The sequence below is a fragment of the Candidatus Cloacimonadota bacterium genome (assembly GCA_021734245.1).
Classification (GTDB): Bacteria; Cloacimonadota; Cloacimonadia; order Cloacimonadales; family TCS61; genus B137-G9.
On the sequence record JAIPJH010000051.1, the window covers coordinates 1 to 22,335 of the forward strand.

16 protein-coding genes are annotated in these 22,335 nt (G+C 37.6%); 4 read left to right on the forward strand and 12 right to left on the reverse strand.

Going from position 1 to position 22,335, the window contains the following annotated elements; translation table 11 throughout:
* Positions 1-283: 283 nt before the first annotated feature.
* From K9N40_08680 to K9N40_08690, 3 genes are all read right to left on the reverse strand, one after another.
* Complete coding sequence (locus tag K9N40_08680; GenBank protein ID MCF7814541.1) at positions 284-556, reverse strand: hypothetical protein; 273 nt, start codon at positions 554-556, stop codon at positions 284-286.
* 98 nt (positions 557-654) lie between these two features.
* Positions 655-4,437, reverse strand: a complete 3,783-nt coding sequence (locus tag K9N40_08685) for a hypothetical protein (protein MCF7814542.1) — start codon at positions 4,435-4,437, stop codon at positions 655-657.
* A gap of 152 nt (positions 4,438-4,589) precedes the next feature.
* A complete protein-coding gene (locus K9N40_08690; protein MCF7814543.1) occupies positions 4,590-6,326 on the reverse strand; it encodes a S1 RNA-binding domain-containing protein in 1,737 nt (578 codons plus the stop codon).
* Positions 6,327-6,529: 203 nt separating this feature from the next.
* Between K9N40_08690 and K9N40_08695 the strand changes: the two genes are divergently transcribed.
* Together K9N40_08695 and K9N40_08700 are read left to right on the forward strand one after the other, a co-directional pair.
* Positions 6,530-7,180, forward strand: a complete 651-nt coding sequence (locus tag K9N40_08695) for a DUF47 family protein (protein MCF7814544.1) — start codon at positions 6,530-6,532, stop codon at positions 7,178-7,180.
* 13 nt (positions 7,181-7,193) lie between these two features.
* On the forward strand, positions 7,194-8,246 hold the full coding sequence (locus K9N40_08700) for an inorganic phosphate transporter (protein ID MCF7814545.1): 1,053 nt from the start codon (positions 7,194-7,196) through the stop codon (positions 8,244-8,246).
* Positions 8,247-8,594: 348 nt separating this feature from the next.
* Here the strand turns inward: K9N40_08700 and K9N40_08705 are convergent, their stop codons facing one another.
* The 4 genes from K9N40_08705 to K9N40_08720 form a co-directional block, all read right to left on the reverse strand.
* On the reverse strand, positions 8,595-9,842 hold the full coding sequence (locus tag K9N40_08705) for an asparagine synthetase B (GenBank protein ID MCF7814546.1): 1,248 nt from the start codon (positions 9,840-9,842) through the stop codon (positions 8,595-8,597).
* Positions 9,843-10,028: 186 nt separating this feature from the next.
* A complete protein-coding gene (gene hemW / locus K9N40_08710; protein ID MCF7814547.1) occupies positions 10,029-11,159 on the reverse strand; it encodes a radical SAM family heme chaperone HemW in 1,131 nt (376 codons plus the stop codon).
* On the reverse strand, positions 11,149-11,841 hold the full coding sequence (gene rph, locus K9N40_08715; protein ID MCF7814548.1) for a ribonuclease PH: 693 nt from the start codon (positions 11,839-11,841) through the stop codon (positions 11,149-11,151). Before rph ends, hemW begins: the two co-directional genes overlap by 11 nt.
* 39 nt (positions 11,842-11,880) lie before the next feature.
* A complete protein-coding gene (locus K9N40_08720) occupies positions 11,881-12,492 on the reverse strand; it encodes an NYN domain-containing protein (GenBank protein ID MCF7814549.1) in 612 nt (203 codons plus the stop codon).
* 521 nt (positions 12,493-13,013) lie between these two features.
* Here K9N40_08720 and K9N40_08725 point away from each other — a divergent pair.
* On the forward strand, positions 13,014-14,258 hold the full coding sequence (locus K9N40_08725; protein MCF7814550.1) for a uracil-xanthine permease family protein: 1,245 nt from the start codon (positions 13,014-13,016) through the stop codon (positions 14,256-14,258).
* Between the two features lie 118 nt (positions 14,259-14,376).
* A complete protein-coding gene (locus K9N40_08730; GenBank protein MCF7814551.1) occupies positions 14,377-15,495 on the forward strand; it encodes an ATP-binding protein in 1,119 nt (372 codons plus the stop codon).
* An 82-nt stretch (positions 15,496-15,577) separates the two neighbouring features.
* On the opposite strand, the gene dprA is transcribed toward K9N40_08730, so the two are convergent.
* From dprA to K9N40_08755, 5 genes are all read right to left on the reverse strand, one after another.
* Positions 15,578-16,666 carry a DNA-processing protein DprA gene (gene dprA / locus K9N40_08735; protein ID MCF7814552.1) on the reverse strand — a complete coding sequence of 363 codons (1,089 nt, stop codon included), beginning with the start codon at positions 16,664-16,666 and terminating at the stop codon, positions 15,578-15,580.
* Positions 16,659-17,621 (reverse strand): D-glycerate dehydrogenase, encoded by a 963-nt coding sequence (locus K9N40_08740; GenBank protein MCF7814553.1) that lies wholly within the window; start codon positions 17,619-17,621, stop codon positions 16,659-16,661. Before K9N40_08740 ends, dprA begins: the two co-directional genes overlap by 8 nt.
* A 174-nt stretch (positions 17,622-17,795) precedes the next feature.
* Positions 17,796-18,812, reverse strand: coding sequence for a GTPase ObgE (obgE, locus tag K9N40_08745; protein ID MCF7814554.1), 1,017 nt, complete (start codon positions 18,810-18,812; stop codon positions 17,796-17,798).
* Between the two features lie 73 nt (positions 18,813-18,885).
* Positions 18,886-20,715, reverse strand: a complete 1,830-nt coding sequence (locus K9N40_08750; GenBank protein MCF7814555.1) for a hypothetical protein — start codon at positions 20,713-20,715, stop codon at positions 18,886-18,888.
* A 10-nt stretch (positions 20,716-20,725) separates the two neighbouring features.
* Entirely contained in the window at positions 20,726-22,264 is a 1,539-nt protein-coding gene (locus K9N40_08755; GenBank protein MCF7814556.1) for a hypothetical protein, read from the reverse strand.
* Positions 22,265-22,335: the final 71 nt, after the last annotated feature.

A 22,335-nucleotide genomic window follows, 5' to 3' on the forward strand; every position in this document is an offset into this window, starting at 1 on the left:
GATCGAAAAAACTGATCACAGAGAGATACTCAGGGTAATTTCCAGATTCCGGTGCGCGAAAGTAAATTGTGTTTTTTATCGAGTTGTAGAGCAAACCCATGTTTATAAAGTGCTGCAATATAATATTTTAATAAAAATAAATGGGGGGGGGGTAGAACCAGTATGTTTAATTTCTTTTATCATATTTGCATCAATCATTTTCTCCCCCGATAAATTATATGCCGAATTTGATATTCATTTGGAATGTGTCAAATAATTTCACCAACACTTGCCCTTCGTAGTACTAACGAAGCAGCAGCATTTTCCTCACATCAATTTCTTCTCCATTCACTTTAAGCCTTGCGAAATATTCGCCTGAAGATACGCTTTTATTACTGTTGTCTTTACCGCTCCAGATGCATTCATAGTGACCAGCAGAAAGTAGTGAATTCAATAGTATTTTCACTTGTTGACCTTTGATGTTGAAGATTTCCAGAGTCACAAAGGCAGAGCTTTGCGTTACGTTGAAGCTGATTGTTGTGGAAATCCTGAAAAAATTAATGTCAAATAACTGCATATACTACTTGTGGAATAAACTAATTACAACATGAAAAAAGCGCCTGAAAATAAATTCAGGCGCAAAGTAACCTTGGGATTGGGTTAGGAGAGGTTACTTTATTTTAATAAGATCATTTTTTTAATGCTTGTATAATCGGTTTCATACACACGGAATTCATAGAAATATACTCCACTGGTAACTTGCTTATTTTCATCGTCCAGCCCTTTCCATTCTATTGTATGATATCCGGCATCTTGAACATCATTGATCAGCGTTTTAACCTTTTGACCTTTGATGTTGTATATGTTCAAAGCTACTTTGGAATCAATGTTCAGTCCATAACCTATTTCGGTAGTTGGATTGAAAGGATTGGGATGATTTCCATAAAGTTCTGTTGTCAATGGTATCAGGTCGTTTCCGTTTCCTGTGGCTGTAACTGTCATTGTAACTGGAACGATATGTTGATTTCCAATGCCATCATCTATAAGCAAAGCACTGTTGTAAGAACCGGCAGTTAAACCGTTTGAATCAAAGATCAAGGTAATTTCATCCATCTCGCCAGCAGCTAAACTCCCTGTTTCAGGATCGAAAGAAAGCCAGGCAGGGGAATTGGTTGTGGAAATGGAATAATTCAGGATTTCACCACCAATATTGGAAATTTCCATCATTTCATTTTGAATTGTGTTTACTGGGATTTCGGTAGTGATCAGGTTAGGATCGATGTTTATCATTGGCGGGAAAATAATGCCCAGAGGCGGGAAGATTATGTAGTCAATTCTGGCGCAATCAGTTCCGCCGGCTACACCTTGATCTTTCACATATTTCCATTCCAGTATATGATTTCCAACATCGAGAGAAATTATTTCCTGTTCCCAGGCCACATCACCGCTCCATTCTTCTACCAGGTTTCCATCCAGATAGAATTTAAGATAATCATAATTTAGTTCGGAAGAAACTGTTCTATAAAAACTAAGATCTCCTGGTGCAACAACGTCGATTTCCAAGCGTAAACCAGAATTCTGATTATGGCCAATTTGACCAGACATTGCGCAATAAGTTCCTTCATAAGCTCCATCGGAAATTTCCCAGTCGGAATGACCTGTAAATTCCCAGGGGAAAGCATTGAAATCTGCTGTTTCAAAGTTTTCAGCAATAAGACCGACTTGGTGGGTAAAAGTCTTTTCCAGAAGATATTCACCAGCAAAAACCGCAAAATTGAACTCGACCAGAGTGCCAATTTCAATAGAAGCATCGGCTGTAACTTCGTAAGTAGCATTTGCACTACCCTGCGCATTGATCGGACCCAGTATGGAAACTGAGTTAGTAAGCGTTACAAGTGCGTTGTTACTAACCAATCCAGCCATTGCATCAGGGCTTACAGCATGACCGATATTTTCTGTATTAATTATAATTGTAGCTGTTTCTCCGGGATCGAGTATTCCGTTGTTGTTGCCATTGCTGTCGTTCACGAACATATTATCCGCAGCAAGTTCAGGTGCGTTTAAAATCAAATTGAAATTAGAAGTCCAAGTCTCGTCAGCTGATCCTGTGACTTCCACAATAAATTCTACAACATGCTGATCCGGGATCAATTCTGCGATATCCAGGCTGAATGCATCATCGATGGTGATAAGTTGGTTAATCGCAAAATCTCCATAAATTTCAGAATCATCAGTAATTGTTATGTAATCATCATCTGTAGATATTACAGCAGTAACGTTGGTTGTCGGTTGATTACCCAGGTTGTTCAAAGTGACATCCAAACTGATACTTTCGTTATAATCTGGTTCTCCATTATTATTTCCAGTTGTATCATTAATTTCATAAGAATCGAAAATAACATAAGGTTCGTTGGAAATAACGACCATGCTTCCGGAATGTCTGTTTTTGTTATGACCGATTATGGAAACTGTGATTTCTTCTGGAGAAAGAACTGGCTCGAAAGTTTCTAAAAGTACATCACCATATTCGTCTGCCACTGCACGACCGATCAATTCTCCATTCTGCATCAGACCAATTCTGGCAAAAGGAATATCAGTCTGGAATGGAATTTCAGAAGTTCCCATCGGAATGCTGGGTTGATAAGTTACTACAGGATCTGCAGGTTGAGCAGTCCAGATATCCAAGGTTGGATCACCCAGAACCAGCAGACAGTAATAACTCCAGCGGAACCATTCGCTGGTATAACACTGACTTGCTCCAATCTCTTTGGAAGCAGCATTCAAACTACTGATTTTAGAAATATCAGTATCGAAAAGTGCATTGAAAAATTGACGGTCCATATATTGAGAACTGGAATTTGTTCCACCAGGAGAATACCAGCCATAACGTGAATTTCCCACAAAAGCTGCACAACCGTTTTCAATTGTAGTAAATTTTTCGGCAATACAGTTTTGCTCAATCGCTGCCGGCAGACAGCCCTGAGAATAGATCAGGAAATAATTATTATCAATTCCGTTGGCAGTAAGAGTTGTATTTGTAACAGAAGTGTTATAAAATTTCATGTTATAATCTACATTAGAATGTCCAAGATGATTCAGAATATTCAATCCTGAATTCATATGAGTCGCTAAATCAGGTGCACTCCAGTATCCATCCCGTTCATACAGGGTTTGAACATTTAGATTTGCCGGCATTCCTACAGTGGAATAACCGTTGAAATTACCACCGGTGATGATCTCATCTTTGTAAGTTCCACCCCAGGTAACTGGATTGTCATTCAATTGTTCGCCTACAGTCAGCACATTTTCCAATTGATCACCCACAGGTTGATCCTGATACATTATCTGCTTATTTACAGCTGCAGCTAATTCCACAGAGTTTTCAACAGATAATCTTCCTACATGAACTTCGGTGAAGAAATCTGCTTCAGAGGTTTCTCCCCACTGACCATCTCCATCTACGTTCCAATCTGGACCTGTTCCGGTTCCTACTCTGTCTAATCCTTCATAATATAATTCTGATGGAATACCATAATCTACGGTTCCGCCGGCATTGATCCAAAAACCTCGATGCGGAAGAAGGGAGGTATCGCCCACCAGAAGAACAAATTGAGCCCCCATCGTCTGATATGCTTCTACAATAAAATTTCTGATCTGATCAGCGATATCAGTTCCTGAATATTCAGCATAAATATCTTCGGTTGTTTTCGTATAAAGATGGTATCCCTGACTTTCTTTAAAAGAAATGAAAGAATTCAAATCTATCAGAAATTGATTGGGAGTAATAATAATATATTCATAATCATCAACGTCTCTGCTATTATCTGTGGAAGGATATTGTACCAACTCTTCACTATTGCAAACCAAATATGAAAGCCTTTCCTGCGTGCTGTTATCTGCTCTGTAGAAATTATTGAAAGCAGTTTGCGCTTCGCTGTCTGTTTGGGTTCGAACCGTTACGTTCAATTCACCATAAAATTTTACTTCTCCAGTTTGTGGGTTATATTGAATTGGAAATAAATTCATAAGTGCAATAGAATGCCCTCTCAGATATTGAGTTGTAAATTCGGTTGTCAGGTTCTCAGGGAAAAATGCATTGCGATTATATATTGCTGGTTCCGGTTGATCAAATTCAATATCACCATCATAATTCATTGGATACTGTCTTTGTGACGGATAGACGTTATATGTTCCTGGCAGAATTTCGCTGCTGGAATAATTAACTTCAACCTCGATTGCTTTTTCTCCTGCAGGAAGCAGCATTTGTACCGGCAGGCTGGGAAGTTGCGGTTCTCCCGGTTTTGTAATGTATGACAATTCCTCGATCGTAACTTTGTGAAATTCATCTGTTTTTGCGAAAACAGGATCAGAAAACGAGAAAGTTTTGTGAATTGTTGCGGCTGATAGAATAGACAGACCAAGCAGCAAAACTACAACTAAACTCAATTTTGATTTCATCTAAATCTCCTTCTAAAAATATTTCTCAATTTATTTGTATGCAATAAAGGTTCCAAGGCGATAGATTAAGTTTGTCTTTGATTTTTGTATTGTTCATAAAGAACAAAAGCCCTCGAAATTCGAGGGCTTTTTTATTTATAATCTGATGATCCTTACAAGTGCGAGAAAGGATTATCTTCAATTACTTCGTTTTTCTTCGGTTTGTGTTTTTTATATTTGTTCCAGTCATCTTTGGTTTCGGTTACAGATTCCGGCATGCTGGAAGGTTCCAGAGAAACACGTTTTTGAACAGGATCGATCTTGACGATGCGAACTTTATATTCCTGACCAATATTGTCTTTAGAAATTTTCTCTCCGGCAACTTTCAATTTTACATTTGGAAGAAGACCTGTAATACCTTCGGTAATCCTGATGAAAACACCAAAACTGGCAATATTTTCTATCACACCATTTACTATATCATTTTCAGAAAATTGCTGCTGCAATGTATCCCAGGGATCGGGCTGCAATCTTTTCATGGAAAGTGAAATTTTCTTCTTCTCACGATTTACTTTCAAGATCTGAGCTTCTACCAGATCGCCTTCTTTTACAACTTCATCAGGAGTAGCAATTCGACGTCCGCGAGCCATCTCACTAATTGGAATCAGGCCTTCTACGCCAGATTTGATCTCTACAAAAGAGCCGAAAGGTAAATTGCGAAGTACTTTGCAATTTACTACCTGACCTTCCTGCAATTCATCATAAACTTTGTTAATTGGATTTTCCTGCAAAGCTTTCATGCTGAGTGAGATCTTTTCTTTCTGCATTTTGATGATCTTTGCTTCGATTGTATCGCCAATATTTAAAACGTCGGATGGTGATTCGATATGAGACCAGGAGAATTGAGAAATATGTAATAGACCATCAATTCCACCCAGATCGACAAATGCTCCAAAACTGGTAAGTCGAGTTACTTTTCCTTGAACAACACTGCCGACTTCTAATTTAGCCAGTGTTTCTTTTTTCTTTTTATTTAATTCTTCTTCCAAAATAACTTTGCGGGAAACTACAATGTTTCTGCCATTATCTTTGAAGTCGATTATTTGAAAATCAAATGTTTCACCGATGAATTGTTGCGGATCTACAACCATTTTTGCATCGATATGAGAAAGTGGACAAAATACTCTGATGCCAGAAACATCAATATTATATCCACCTTTTGTAAGAGAAGTTACTTTGCCGCGAATAGGAATTTTACCTTCATAAGCTTCTTCCAAAACTCGCAGATTTACAGTAAGAAGACTCTTGGCGATGAGTGTTTCAGTTTCAGAATATTTTACAATATATCCACTCAGTTTATCGCCAACTTCATATTTAAGCTTCCCTTTTTTATCGGTGTAATCAGCTTTCTCTGCATAAGCATCACGCTTGCCACCCAAAGTAACAAAAATAAAAGAGTCAGTTATGTTGATGATTTCACCAGTAACTTTATCGCCTACTTCCAATTCCTGAATGTTTGCCAGAGATTCTTCCAACATGTGTTCGAATTCAATGTCTTCAGATTCTTCTTCAGCTGTTTCAGTCTTTTCCTCAGTTTCCATTTCTGCTTTTTCTTCTGCGACTTCTCTGGTTTCTTCAGTTTTATTTTCGGTGATTTTTTTGGTCTCTTCAGTTTTATCTTCGGTGATTTCTTTGTTTGTTTCTTTTGTTTCTACAGGTTTTTCAGCAGCTTCTTTTTTTTCTTTTTCTGGTTCTTCTGCAGCTTCTTTTTTTTCTTCAACAGGAGCTTCCTGAGTTTCTTGTTTCTCTTCAGGTTTTGTTTCTACCGCTTCCTGTTTTTCTACGTTTTGCTCCTCAGTGGATGCAGTTACTTCTTCATTTTTTTCGATTTTTTCATCGACTTTTTCCATGACAATCTCCCAAACTACTTAACTATATATTTTTTCATGTGTCAAAAAGCTAAGTACGTTTCGTTTGTCCAGTGATAAATTATTTTTAATGCAACAAGTTGCAATTATTCGCAGGAAAGACAAAATTAGCTTGACTTAAAATAATCTCATTATTATCCAAATAAAAGATTTATGAAGTTTTAAAAAGTTATCGGGAGGTAATTTTGAATAGTATATTTTCCAGATCCAAAGATTTGCAAGCTTCCATGGATAGTTATATCGATAGAGTGGAGAAAGCGGCACTTATTATGTTGGAGGGCTTGAAAGCATATATGAACGATAAATTTGATCGATTCGAAGAGTATTGCACCGATCTTATCGAATTGGAATCGAAAGCGGATACTTTACGTCGAGATATCAAATATAAAATTTATACTCACATGCTCATTCCGGAATCACGCGGTGATGTGTTGGGAGTTTTGGAAACGCTCGACGATGTTATCGATAGAGCTGAAAAAGTTATGGAAGATTTTTCCATCGAAAAACCTGAAATTCCCAAAAAAATGAAAGAAGATTTCCTGGAGCTGATAGAACTTTCCTACAAAGCGATGTATGAACTGGCAAAAGGCGCCAGAGCCTTCTTTACCGAATTGAAACTAGTGAACGATTATGTGAATAAAGTGCACTTTTATGAACATGAAGCAGACAAGGTGGAAAAAGCTCTGAAAATCAAAATTTTCAGTGGTGAAGAAATTAGCGATCTTGCCAGAAAAAATAGTCTGCGTTATTATACCGAAAAGATAGCTCTTATTTCTGATGAATCGGAATCGGTGGCGGAAAGACTGGCTATTTATGCCATAAAACGAAGAATGTGATGGAAGCTGAAAAATGATTAAAATCCTGTTTTATCTTTCCAGTGGATTATTCCTGGGCTGGAGTTTGGGTGCCAACGATGCCGCAAATATTTTTGGAACTGCAGTTGGTACAAAAATGCTGCGTTTTCGTACTGCTGCAATTGTCTGCAGCATTTTCGTTATTCTGGGTGCGGTTATTAGTGGCTCTGGAGCTTCACATACTTTGGGAAAACTGGGTGCGATCGATACGATGGCTGGAGCTTTTATCGTGGCCCTGGCTGCTGCTGTCACCGTTTTCTGGATGACGAAAACAGGCATTCCTGTTTCTACTTCGCAGTCAATCGTAGGCGCAATTATCGGTTGGAATTTCTTTTCGGAAACGGCTACCGACCTTTCTGCACTTTCCAAAATTCTGGGAACCTGGATTTTTTCTCCTGTTTTAGCAGCTCTGTTTGCTTTCATAATTTTTCATATTTTCAGGATGATCATGGAAAATTCTAAAATACATCTTATTCGCTTGGATTCAATGACTCGTACGGGATTGATAATAGCAGGAATTTTCGGTTCTTACAGTTTGGGAGCGAATAATATTGCCAACGTGATGGGAGTTTTTGTGAAATCATCGCCTTTCACGGATATCTCAATTTCGGGAGTACTACATTTTGGAGGAATTCAACAATTATTTTTATTAGGCGGAATTGCTATTGCTGCTGGTGTATTTACTTATTCCAAAAAAGTTATGTTTACCGTCGGTTCAGGAATTTTTAAACTTTCTCCTATCTCGGCTTTAGTAGTTGTTTTAGCAAGTTCCATCGTACTTTTTCTTTTTGCGTCACAAGATCTTAAAAATCTAATGATCTCAATGGGGTTGCCGTCGCTTCCTCTGGTTCCTGTTTCCAGTTCTCAGGCAGTTGTTGGTGCTGTGATGGGAATCAGTTTGGCAAAAGGCGGAAAAAATCTAAACTTCAGAATTCTGGGAAGAATAAGCCTGGGTTGGATAACGACGCCGGTTGCTTCTGCGATAATTGCTTATATTGCGCTTTTCTTTATGCAGAATGTTTTTATGCAAAGGGTATTTCTGCCGTAAGGAAATGGATTTTATAAGTGTTACATAGGTTAACACACCCCCACTAAAGCTGCACTCCTACTTCGTCAAGCTCATTACGTCATTCAAGAGGGGAATCTACCATTTACAAAGTTTAATCTATGATTATCTGTGAAAATCCGTGAGTTTTTTTTAGTAATAAAGAAAATTCTTAAATTTGACTATCACCGTGGCAGAGCCAAGGTGTATTTCGCTAAATTTGTTTCAGCAAGCTGAAAATCGAATTTTCATTATTTACCCCTCTCCGGCAACTGCCGGATCTCCCCTCAAACAGGGGAGAAAATTTGGAAAACCCCGATGCAGAGCAGCGAGGAATTCTTTCGATTAAAATTATGTTTTCAGTTTTTTCTTCTCCGCTGCGGGAAATAGAATATTATTCAAAATCAATCTGTAGCCTGGTGAATTTTTGTGCAGGTCCAATACAGTTTCAGGATCGCCGATCTTATGCTGATAATCTTCCGGATCGTGACCACCATAAAATGTAAAAGTTCCTTTCCCAAAGTTTCCGTGCAGATATTTTACTTCTTCCATTTCTGGAACTTCACCCAGAATTATCACGCTGTTTTTTACATATTGCTTGTGAAAGGAAGTCGTTTGACCTAAAAATCCATTGATCATATTTGTATGACATTGAGTAAGCATGGTGGGAACAGGGTCGTATTTTGCCGAGAAATCAAAGAGCGAAAAATAATCTGCTTCTGCACCCCGTAATCTAGCATAATCACTGGCATCAATGCTGGAAAATTCATATTGGTACGGATTGGTGATCAAGGTAAAATCCTGGAAAGCAAAAGTACGGGTAAAATCTAATTTCTGTTGATAATTCGGATCCATGCCATCACCATCAAAAATTGAATCGCAGATATCCACATTTCTGGCTGATAAAGCTATATCGAAAGTATCTGTAGCAGCGCACATCGCAAAAAGGAATCCACCATTTTTTACATATTCACGAATTTTTTCAACTACAGCATGCTTCAATTTCCAAACTTTATCAAAACCAAGTTTTGCAGAAATTTCTTCATTTATCCTTACGTCTTCCTGATACCAGGCCGAGTTACGAAAACTGGCATAAAATTTTCCATATTGTCCTGTAAAATCTTCATGATGCAGATGTACCCAATCGTATTTATCCAAACTGCCGGAAAGAACTTCTTCATCAAAAATGGTTTCGTATTCTATTTCGGCATAAGTAAGAGCCAGAGTAACTGCATCATCCCAGGGTTGAGCGTTTGGAGGAGCATAAATAGCTATTTCCGGTTCTTTTTCCAAAACAACTATATCCATGTTTTCTTTTTCAATTTCTGCTGTGATCGATGCAATTTCACCGCCGGAAATTATCTCATAACTTACTCCGCGAATATTGCACAATCCTTCAATTTCCTGTGAAGATGGAATGATCCACGAACCTCCGCGATAATTCAGTAGCCATTTTACAGTGAGTTGTTTCTGCAAGGCTGTAAAAGCAATTCCATAAGCTTTTAAATGGTTGGTTTGCGTCAAGTCCATCGGGATGAGTATCTCTGCATTCAATGAAAATGCCAGACTGATTAATAACATGACTAAAATATATTTCATAAAATTTCCTTTGTATCTCGTTCACTTTGAACGAGAAAGTCTTCACCACGAATACCTTTCTGTATCTTGTTCACTCCTGAACGAGAAAAACTCAACACGATCTGGAGAGATCGTGATACCTTTTTATATCTCATTCATTTTTGAACGAGAAAGTCTTCACCACGAACAGGAGTGTTCGTGTTTACATTACATAAACTCTGCCAGAATTTCGTTTGAAACGAAATAGGCTTCAGGTGATAACCTGATAAAATCACTCTCTATTGCCAGCAAATTTTGTTTCAAATATTTTTCAATGATTAATTTGTACTTTTTCGTGAAATCAATTTTAAACTTATTATGAAATTCTGTCAGGTTCAAACCTTCAGTTTTGCGAAAAGCCAGAAAAATAAATTCTTTTTCATGATCTTCCCGACTGATCTTCTGATAATTCCCGCAAATAATTTTCTGTTTGATCTGATCGATATATCTGTTTAGATCAGAAGGAGCTGTGTGCCGGATCATTTCGTTTTTGAAAGGTAGATATCCCGAAGCAGCAGGGCCCAGAGCAAGATAAAATTTATCATTCCAATAACATAAATTGTGTTTAGATTCAAAACCAGGTTTAGCAAAATTTGAAATCTCGTATTGATGATAATCTGCTTCCAATAATTTTTCTCGAATCAAAAAGTAGGATTCAGAGACTTTATCATCAGCAGGAATTTTATCACGTTTTGAAAACAAGGGTACATTCTCATCTAAACTAAGACAATAAGTGGAAATATGCTTTGGATCAAGTTCTATGAATTTCTCAATTGAAAATTTCAAATCTGCAATTTTCTGGTTGGGAAGGCCATAAATCAAATCAAAAGAAATATTACTAAATCCATTTTCTCTTAAAATTTTAATAGCAAATTCTGCTTGCTTTGTCTTGTGCAATCTTCCTAATAATTTTAATTCCTTATCATCAAACGATTGAATTCCCAAACTGATACGATTGACTGGAGTTATAGAAAGTGCTTTCGAATAATCTTCTGTAAGTGTTACGGGGTTTGCTTCTAAAGTTATCTCTTCAATTTGAGAAAGATCGAATTGCCTCAGAATCGAATTGATCTCTTTATTTGAAAGCAGGGAAGGTGTTCCACCACCGAAATAGATGGTTTTTGGTTTTATCTCGAATTGTTGATGAAATAACTCAATTTCCTTCAGAAGTGATTTTAGATATTTCTGTTTGCTTTCAATAGAAAAAACTTCCGAATAAAAAGAGCAATACCCGCATTTCTGCAGGCAGAACGGCACGTGAATGTAAACGTGCTCGATTGAGTTAGAGCTATTTTTCAAGAGCTTTTTTCTGTTCTTTGATAAGTTGTTTAATGCCTGTTTTGGCAGCTTTCAGCATAATTTTGAGTTCAGAATCATCGAATGGTGCAGCTTCGGCAGTTCCCTGAATTTCCACAAATTTTCCACTTTCCGTCATTACTACATTCATATCCACATCAGCTTGCGAATCTTTTTCATAATCCAAATCAAGAACAGGTTCTCCATCTACGATTCCCACGCTGATAGCTGCGATCATTTCTCTCAGTGGATTTTCTTCGATCAAACCATCTTTCAGTAGTTTGGAAAAAGCATCACAAAGTGCCACACACGCTCCTGTGATAGCTGCTGTTCTGGTTCCACCGTCAGCTTGCAAAACATCACAATCTATGTTTACAGTAATTCCAGAAAATTTGGTCATGTCAACAACTGCGCGCAATGCTCTGCCAATCAATCTTTGAATTTCGGTTGAACGACTATTAGTTTTCCCGCGTTCACGACGAAAACGGTGATTTGGAGCTCCAGGCAGCATACTGTATTCTGCTGTCAGCCAACCTTGTGGCGGATCGGCTTCCCGCAGGAAAAATGGAATATTCTCTTCTATCATCACAGTACAGATCACTTTTGTGTTTCCTGTTTCTATCAGCACAGATCCTGCCGGGTGCATCAGATAATTCCTGGTAATTTTTGTTTTGCGTTTTGTCATTTGGTCCCCTTTAAATGAAGATGTATATGTGAAGAATTGTTACCATTCTTTAGGTTTAAAGATATCAGTATCTGGAATCGGATCTGGTAATTGACTGTTCCTTAAAAGATTATTCCCTATTCTTTTCTGGAATGTTGAATATTTTGGTAATGATTTTGAAATTCTTGCTTTTCTCGGTGTAACCAGACCTACACATAATCTTAATTCATCGTGTACAATTTTCATTGCTTCTAAAAGATCACCATCATTTGAAGGCACAACTGCACAATCATATAGACCCTTCCATCCATCATTAACAAGATGAACAGCTAAACTTACATCTGTACATTTCTCTTCAGTTTTTAGAACATTAATTTTTTGTTTTGGATTTGAAGCTTTTGGCATATTAACTACATGTGTTTGGAAATGTCCTTTAATGATTTCAATTTCTGGTATATGTACTTTCAGCGCATTCAAATAATTATGCTGTCTTTTAGGCTTATCTTTATCAAATTTTCCTGAAACATGAGCAGTAAAATATTTGATTTTAATGATGTCATTTTGAGATAACAACTTTTCGAATAAAGATTTAAAATCAAGCCATTTGTATTTTGACCTTTTTAAAGTTAGATAGTAAAAATTAAATCCATCAATATATACTATTGTTTTCATATTAAAAAGCTAAGGTTGCCTTTCGGCAACCTTGCGGCCAAGAGCATTGCTCCTGGGGTTATAAAATCTGAAGACAAACTAATTTTTTCAAATTCGTTGTCAAATTTTTTATAAAATCGCTCCATATTACACCTTCATCCCATACTCATCCAAAATCTCTTTTGCCATCTGCTCCGCTTCATTCCAACTGTGAAGTTTCTGCTGGGCATTTGCCGTGAGTTGTTCTTCTCAGTTCAAACTCCAGCTTCGCAACCTACAGAAGTGAAGGGATATTTCACCCTATTAATCTGTTCATTGAACCATTGAGCCACTTTTCCGGCTAATTCGCATTCGTTTGTTTTTATTTCACTCATGGTTTTAGATTACTTTACGGCCATTTGAGTCAATAAAAAACTTCCAAAGAAAATTTTTATAGAATTTAAACCGTCAAGTTTTGAAGCTTGTTAGAAGCAAAAATCTAATTGACACTTCAAAGAAAAAGAAAAATATTCAAATTCAAAATAAATGGGGAAGGAGAAGAGATGAAAGATTTGAACGGCAAAAACATTGTGATGGGTTTGCAGCACACTTTTGTTATGTTTGGCGCAACAGTTTTAGTTCCATTGCTGACAGGCTTAGATGTTGGAGTTACTTTATTTGCAGCCGGTGTGGGAACTTTACTTTTTCATATTATAACCAAGTTTCAGGTTCCGGTATTTCTAGGATCGTCATTTGCTTTTATTCCGGGAATTATTGCTGTAGCCACATCAGAAGGTGGGTCTTTGCCGGAAGCTCTGGGTGGAATTTTCGTAGCAGGATTTTTGTATGTTATCGTAGCAATAATTTTCCGATTTGTGAATGTGGAAATCCTACATAGAATTTTACCACCTCATGTAACTGGACCCATGATAGTTCTGATAGGTTTGATCCTGGCTCCTGTAGCAATTGAGAACTCTAATGGAACTTATTCTGCAAATATCGTTGATAAGATCGGAGTGAACGGCTGCTGGCTGGTTGCTCTTGTCACTTTTGCTGCTGCAGTTTTCATCAAAATATATTTTGAGAAGATCGGGAAGAAGTTTATCTCGATGCTGCCTGTTCTGCTTTCACTTATCATTGGCTATATATTTTCCATTATTCTGGGAATTGTTGATTTTACGACAATTCAAGAAGCTGCCTGGTTTGGACTTCCCAGTTTTTCATTACCTGTATTTACTGGTCATTCAATTTCAATAATCGTGCCAATTGCGATCGTGACGATCGTGGAACATTTTGGTGATGTTCTGGCTATTGGAAATGTAGTTGAAAAAGATTTCATCGCCAAACCTGGAATTCACAGAACACTTTTGGGAGATGGCTTAGCAACATCTCTTTCTGCACTTATCGGTGGTCCAGCCAATACAACATACAGCGAAAATACAGGAGCTGTTGCATTAACGGGAGTTTATAATCCACTGATTATGCGCATTGCAGCCTGCTTTGCTATCCTGCTTTCTTTCATTCCCAAATTTACAGCAATTATCTCTACCATTCCCGCTCCCGTAATTGGTGGAATTTCCATTTTATTGTTTGGAATGATCTCGTCGATCGGCATTAAAAATATGGTGGATCACAAAGTTGATTTCACCAATCCAAAGATATTGATGATAAGTGCTGTGATGCTGGTTTTAGGACTTGGTGGAGCAGAATTTAAAATTGGAAAATTTGAATTGAGCGGACTTGGATTAGCTGCTATAATTGGAATTATTTTAAATCTGATCTTAAATTTTAGAAAGGTGAAAAAATAAAATAGTATCGCTCAATATTGAAAATATTCAGGAAAAAGTTCAGGTAGAGTTGTCGACATTATTGCACTGAAATGCAAAATAGTCTTGACTAATTTGCATAGCAATACATTTTGGTCGCATGAAAAGAATTCAAAAAGAATTTATGAAAAATGACCTGAAAAAGAAAATGGTCTTTCTGGTCGGACCGCGTCAAGTTGGTAAAACCTGGTTGGCAAAAGAGATTTCCAAAGATTATGAACATCCTCTGTATATGAATTATGACAGCATAAAAGATCGGGAAATTATCAGGGAAGAAAGCTGGCGTCCCAACGTAGATCTTCTTATCTTCGATGAAATTCACAAAATGCCCGGCTGGAAAAATTATCTGAAAGGCATCTATGATAATAAGCCAGAGGATTTGCATATACTTGTAACCGGTAGTGCACGGCTGGATTCATTTCGCCAAAGCGGTGATTCGCTGACGGGAAGGTTTTTTATTCATCATTTGCTTCCATTCAGTTATCAAGAATCTCTGACCGATCAAAAATTTTCTTTGGATTTTCTCATCGGCCGTGGAGGATTTCCCGAGCCATTACTGGCAGAAGATATGGAAGAAGTAGAACGCTGGAGAACATTATATATCGATAGTCTCATTAGAGAAGATATTCTGGACTTCGAAAATATTCAGAAACTTAAAACTATGAAGACCTTGATAACGCTGTTGCAGAATAGGGTGGGAGCGCCTTTATCATATCTTTCATTAGCTCAAGATCTCGATAAATCTCCTCATACCATAAAAAAATATATCCAGATTCTTGAATCATTATACATCATTTTCCTGATAACTCCGTATTCCAGAAATATCGCACGATCGTTGAAAAAAGAACCCAAATTGTATTTTTTTGATACTGGAATGGTAATTGGAGACGAAGGTGTAATATTTGAGAATTATCTGGCAGTTTCCTTGCTGAAACATTGTCAGCATCTCTTGGATACAAGAGGAATTAATGCCAGACTTCAGTATATTAGAACCAAAGAGAAAAAGGAAGTTGATTTCTGTCTTGTGGAAGATGATGTCCCAATTTTATTATTGGAAGCAAAAACATCTGATGAATCGATCAGCAATTCACTCTGGTATTTTCATGATAAATATAAAATTCCAGCAGCTCAAGTGGTTAGATATTTGAAAAAAGAAAGATTGAAGAATAAGATAGCAATCCGCAAAGCGGAATCATATTTATCAGAACTTTCGATATGAAATAAGACCTTTTTGCACCGAAATACAAAAAATTCAAGACTAATTTGCATTTTAGTACAAAATAGTCAGAATATAATAGTGTTCAATACATCGCTACGATCTTATTACCTGGAGTTTTCTTGATCACGTTTTTCAATTCCAGGTTTAAAAGGATCGAGGATAATTCTCCGATATTCAAACCACTGGCAACCAAGAGATTATCAAAATGCATTTCCGGTTTGTTATTCAGTAGGATTTGATAGATTTTGTCTTCCTGCCTGGTTAGTTCAGGAAAAAGTCGGGTTTGTTCATCAAGTATCAGATCGTATTCTTCCAGAATATCTTGCGCACAAGAAACGATTTTTGCACCGAGTTTTATCAGATAGTTCGGACCTTCTGCCTGCGGACGATTAATATCTCCGGGCAAAGCAAAAACATCACGATTTTGATCCATGGCAAATTTTGCCGTGAGAAGTGCACCACTTTTTCGTGAACCTTCGATGATGAAACTTCCTAAACTGAGACCACTGATAATGCGATTCCTGGTGGGAAAATTCCATTTTTCTGCTCTGCTGCCGGGAACGTATTCCGACATGATCGCTCCGGTTTTTATTATCTCATCTGCGATTTCCCGATTTTCTGGTGGATAGATCTGATCGACTCCGGTTCCCATCACGGCATAAGTTTTGCCATTCTGGTTTAATGCACTCATATGAGCTATTGCATCGATGCCATAAGCCAGACCACTGATTATCGTGAAACCAGCTTGTGACAGTTTCATTCCAATTTCCTGAACCATTTGTTTACCGTAAGGTGATGCTTTTCTGGTTCCAACAATAGCAATCGTTCGGCGCAGATCTTCTTTGTTCAGATTACCACGATAAAACAAAAAAGGCGGAGGGTCGTAAATATTTCGCAGCATTTGAGGATAATTATCATCCAAAATAGAAACGAATTTTATCTCAAATTTTTCTATCAGTTTCTTCGCTCTTTCCCAGCCTTTTGGTTCGGCAGGATTTTTTAGAAATTCTTTTGTTTTTTCCGAAATGTTTTCAATTTCAAATACACCTGAATTCCCAAGAAATTCAGCTGGTTCCCCAAAAGTTTCCGCTAATTTAATTGTCTTGGCATTACCGATTTCCGGTGCTGCCAGCAGCTGCAGCCAGGCTTTGATTCTTTTCAATTCACTCATATATTTCTTGATTTACAATTTGGGGTGGAATTTTACCTTCAGAAATAGCAATGGCATTTTTAGCTGCGATCAAACCCATGTTGGTTCTGGTTTCCCAGGTTGCACTTCCCAGATGGGGCAGAAGTACAGCATTTTCACATTCCAGAAGTTCAGGTTCTACTTCCGGTTCATTTTCATAAACATCTAATCCTGCTCCTCCTATCCAGCCTTCTTTTAATGCTTTTGCCAAAACTTTTTCATCAACTATCGGACCACGTGCAGAATTTATCAGATAAGCTGAATTTTTCATCAATTTCAGCTCTCTTTCTCCAATCAGATGTTTTGTTTCGGGAAGCAATGGAACGTGTATGGTAACGTAATCTGCTTCTTTCAGCAATTCATCCAGAGATATTTTTTCAACTGGGAAATCTACTTTCATTTCGTTAATATCAGTATAAATTATTTTCATGTCAAAACCGACTGCTCGTTTTGCTACTGCTGTTCCAATCCTACCAGCGCCGATAATTCCCAGAGTTTTGCCGTGAATATCACTTCCCAGAAGCAGCATTGGTCCCCAACCTTTGAAATTGCCATCACGTAGAAACTTTTCAGATTTGTACAAATTGCGTGAAACAGACATGATAAGTGACCAGGTCAGATCAGCAGTAGTTTCGGTAAGAACACCGGGGGTATTTGTAACTGGTATTTTCAGTTTGGTTGCGGTTTTAACATCGATGTTATTGAAGCCAACCGCATAATTTACAATTGCTTTCAATTTCGGATTACATTTGATTATCTCTGCATCGATGGTATCTGTGAGCAGACAGAGCAGGATGTCGCACCATTTTGTACCTTCCAGAATCTCATCTTTAGTTAGAACGCGATCATGGGGATTTACTTTTACTTCGAAAGTCGTCTCCAGCAGTTCCATCGCTGGTTTGGGAAGAAGTCGGGTTACAAAGATTTTTGGTTTCACTTAGACCTCCAAAACATTGTACAAAGGAACTAAGTCCCCCTTTGCAAGGGGGAAATTAAAAGGGGGTTTACTAAAACCAGCCATAATGCAAATTAAATAAAATCATAATATTTATCATGAATTTTATAAAACCCCTCTGCCTTCGGCATCTCCCCTTATAAAGGGAAGCTTTTATTATTCCTTATCAACTTTTCTTATCATCTCAAAAAGTGTTCTTTTCAGTTTATTTAGATTTTCACCACTGGTCGATGAAATTGAATAAACATGTTCATGCAGATTTGTTTCGAATTCCCGTGTGAGTAGTTTCAGCATTTCATTTTTATCCTCTTCGGGGAGAGTGTCCATTTTGCTTAATACTATCAGGTGTGGTTTTTTATCCAGGAAGGGGTCGTACATGTGCAGTTCTTTCTTTAGAACTTGATAATCTTGGAATGGATCGTTGGAATTTATATCTATCAGGAAAAGCAGAGTTCTGGTTCTTTGAATATGACGCAGGAATTGATCTCCCAATCCTTTTCCATCATGAGCACCTTCGATGATTCCGGGAATATCTGCCATCACGAAAGATTCATAATCGCTAACCTGAACAACGCCCAGAGATGGTTCTAAAGTCGTGAATTTGTAATTGGCAATTTTGGGATGCGCATCACTTAATTTGCTGAGTAGAGTTGATTTTCCGGCATTTGGAAAACCGACCAATCCGACATCAGCCATCAATTTCAATTCCAATTCAATTTCTTTCAGCTCAGCATTTCCACCTGGCTTGGCAGTTCTGGGCGCACGATTTGTAGCACTTTTAAAACGAGCATTTCCCCTTCCCCCATTGCCACCTTCTGCCAACACAATTTCTTGTCCGTGTTCAATGACTTCACCAATTCTGTCGTGTTTTCCGTCGGTAATATCGAAGAGAATTGTTCCCAGCGGAAGGTCTAAATAAATATTTTCTCCGGTAGCTCCGGTTCTGTTGCTGCCCTGTCCGTGTTGACCACTTTTTGCTTTGAAAAGTTTATTGTATCTGAAGGCTACCAGGGTGTTTATATTTTCATTTCCCACAGCGATAACATCGCCACCTTTGCCACCGTCACCACCGTCTGGTCCGCCTTTGGCTACGAATTTCTCGCGCCGGAAACTTACGCAGCCATTGCCGCCTTTTCCGGATTGCACTTTTATTCTCGAATAATCTATGAACATATATTTTCCTTTGAAATAATCTTATGGCATTTCAGAAAAACAAGTATTGTTAGTAAAGAAGAAAATTGGAAATTTATTTCATCAACAGCATTTTGCGTGTGAAATTTTTATTCCCATTTTTCATTCGAGCAAAATAAATTCCGCTGGAAACAGGTTTTCCAGAATCATCATCACCGTTCCAAACAACAGAATAACTCGGTGATGTGCCATATCCTTCGACAGGCTCAGGATGACTTTTTCCTTCTCTCGTTGCTGAACTCCCGCTTGGGAACGTAAATGTTTTTACTTTCTGGCCTTTCAGATTAAAAATTTCAATTGTCGCAAACGGGGACGTTTGCGTTACGCTGAAACTGATTGTCGTGTTGGGATTGAATGGATTGGGATAATTGGTCAATTGTAAATTGGTCGTTGGTAACTGGTTGTTTGAGATTTCTACCTGCGGTTCTCCCAGCGGATTTTCATAAGCACCCATATCCGGCATAGAACCAACTGGATCTGGACGATCATTTCCTTCCAGATCAAAATCGGGAGCAAAATATGTTATACCGTTTATTTCAATTTCATTAATTCCCGCACCAATACAGGGGCTGTTATCCTGCAGATGGAAATCGTATTCGAAGGGATTCATGAAAAGCGGATCTAAAATAATATTTCCAGTTCCGTTCCAGCCATTTTCCACACAGGAATAATGAACTTCAGTCATATCAGAAAAATACGGTTCAGTATTACTCCAGATTATTGAATTAACTATCGTATGAACTCCAGCAAATAAATCTCCATTTGGTTCTTGAGCACTATTACCATATAAAACTGAATTAATTAATCGGGTAGAACCTAATATGATTCCATATTGATAACATTCATGGTCTGCAATAATACAATTAATACAAGTCATTTCGGAATTAATTCCTTTTACAAAAGTTCCATTTTCTCCACCGTTGTGTCTCATTAATGCGTTTTGTATAAATATCTCGGAATCAGTTGCATAAATTGCACCACCAAAACTGGCATGATTGGATATCATTTCAATATCATTGAAAGTCAAATCTGAGTTCTCTATTAAAAATCCTCCACCATAAGAAAAAGCATGTCCTTCGTTTATAACTGAATTAGAAATATCACAGATAACATCATCTAACCAGAAATTCCCGCCGGAACCACCAGTCTCATTATCTGTAACGGCACAATTTTCCAAACTTAACAATCCACAGTTTCCAGCATAAATTCCTGCTCCATATAAACTAGAATTATTATTAATAATTTCTGATTGCTCAATTATTATTTCACCACAATTAACTGCATAAATTCCACCGCCGTTGTCTTCAGCACTGTTACCAGAAATTTGACAATTATCAATAAAGATTTCATCACAATCTGCGAAATGGATGGCTCCACCATAAGAAGGCATTCCTATAGCATCATTATCAGTTATAGTCAGGTTAGTTAAAATTGGATTTGAGTTTACACAGTATATTCCTCCACCCGAACCTGCATTGTTTCCAGTGATAACAAGGTTGTCCAGGGTTGGATTAGAGTAATTGCCAATTACTATTCCACCACCAAAAACGCTACCACAATTGGAAATTGTAAAACCAATAAATTTCGCAGAATTTTCTTCTCCATGGATAAATGATACTGCACTACCTACATATCCATGCGATATGATTGTTGTATAAATGAAGCTTGGATCTTCATAAATATAATACAAACTGGCAACCGTAATGTTTTTTCCAAGGAAATCTATACTTTCGTTGTATGTTCCCGGTTGCACAAGTACAGTATCAGCATCTGCTGCTGCATCTATTCCTGCCTGGATTGTCGGTTGATCAGCTGGAACATTTATAATATTGCACCAACTTGATATCGATGATATTAATAAAATAATCAAAATCAAGTTCTTCATATTGAATCCTTTATTTCAGCAATAGACATTTATTCGTTTTTTCAAAATCCTGTGATTTTAATTTATAAAAATAAATTCCCGAAGAAACAGGTTTGTTGTTATCATCGGTACCGTTCCAAACAACAGAATAACTCGGTGATGTGCCATATCCTTCGACAGGCTCAGGATGACTTTTTCCTTCTCTCGTTGCTGAACTCCCGCTTGGGAACGTAAAAGTTTTCACTTTCTGGCCTTTCAGATTAAAAATTTCAATTGTCGCAAACGGGGACGTTTGCGTTACGCTGAAACTGATCGTCGTGCTGGGATTGAATGGATTGGGATAATTGGTCAATTCACAATTTGTGGTTGGTAATTGTCCATTCGCAATTCCAGTGTTGTTTATCACAGTCTCTTCCACGAATTCGAAATTATTATCGCTGATAATTATTGTAGCTTCATTCCAATTTGTAGATGGGAAAGTAGTTTCGAAAATTACAGGTTCTGAATAATCAAAACCCAATGGTAGAAAATCATAAATTTCTCCATTCACACTTAATTCTGCCACTAATGGGAAATGACCGTTTTCATCAAAATAGTTAAACCAGACGGTTGAGTTTGCAGTATTTATCATATAATCAGCATCACTGATTTCCGGCAATACATTTGTAAAAGGTTCTATCACGTATTGATCGATGAATTGCAGAGAAAACTTGGACATATCGGTGAACAGAAAAAGATCGGGAAAAGCAAATTTGGCAGTAACCATTTCGACGATGAGCGATTTGGAAACACTTGGCCAGTCGCCAAAATATTCATCGTTGGTCAACGTTGTCAGATCGCAGGCTAAGATCAATTGATCATCTACAATTTGCGCCTCTATATTTCCGATTTGTTCAAGAGTATCGAAGCTTATTTCGGTTCCATTTATCCGGTATAATCCTGCAGGAAGTAAGACCGGAATATTGCAGTAGATCATGGCATATCCCACCGAATCGATGAGAACATTTTCGGGATTTATAATTGTGGTAACATAAAAATAATAAGTATCTGGAAACATGCCGCCGCTATTTAAGGGAAAGGAATTATTTACGTTTGAAATTCCGCTGTAAAATCTGGAATCGGAATAACCAAAATAGTTTGCGATCAGATCAAGATTATCAGCATCAGGATCAAGGCAATCTCCCACAGAATCGGGAGCAACTAAACTCATCTCGGCAGCATCAGGTGGAAAAACATCATTCTGGATAAGAGCCGGCATCATAGCAACCAGAGTATCAGTTTCCGTTTTGAAACGACAAGGCTGAGCTCCGCCATAAAGGGCAGGAATAACTGCTTCGTAGGTTAAACCATTGAATAAATTCATTTCTTTATTTTGCCATTCTGTGCCATCAAAATAATAAAGACTTGTGTCCAGTCCCGGAAAGTCGATTGTTTCGTAGCGAATATGCATCGAGTCATCAGCTGTGTAAGCGCTGTTCCGAATATTATTCCAGATCGATAGGTCAGGAATTTGGGCATTCAAACAAATAGCAGCAGATAAAATAAGTAAAATAACTATATATTTTTTCATAGTTTCTCCTCAATTTCCATATTTTTTGTTAGGTTTTAATTTATTATACAAGAGTCAAGAAACAAATTACA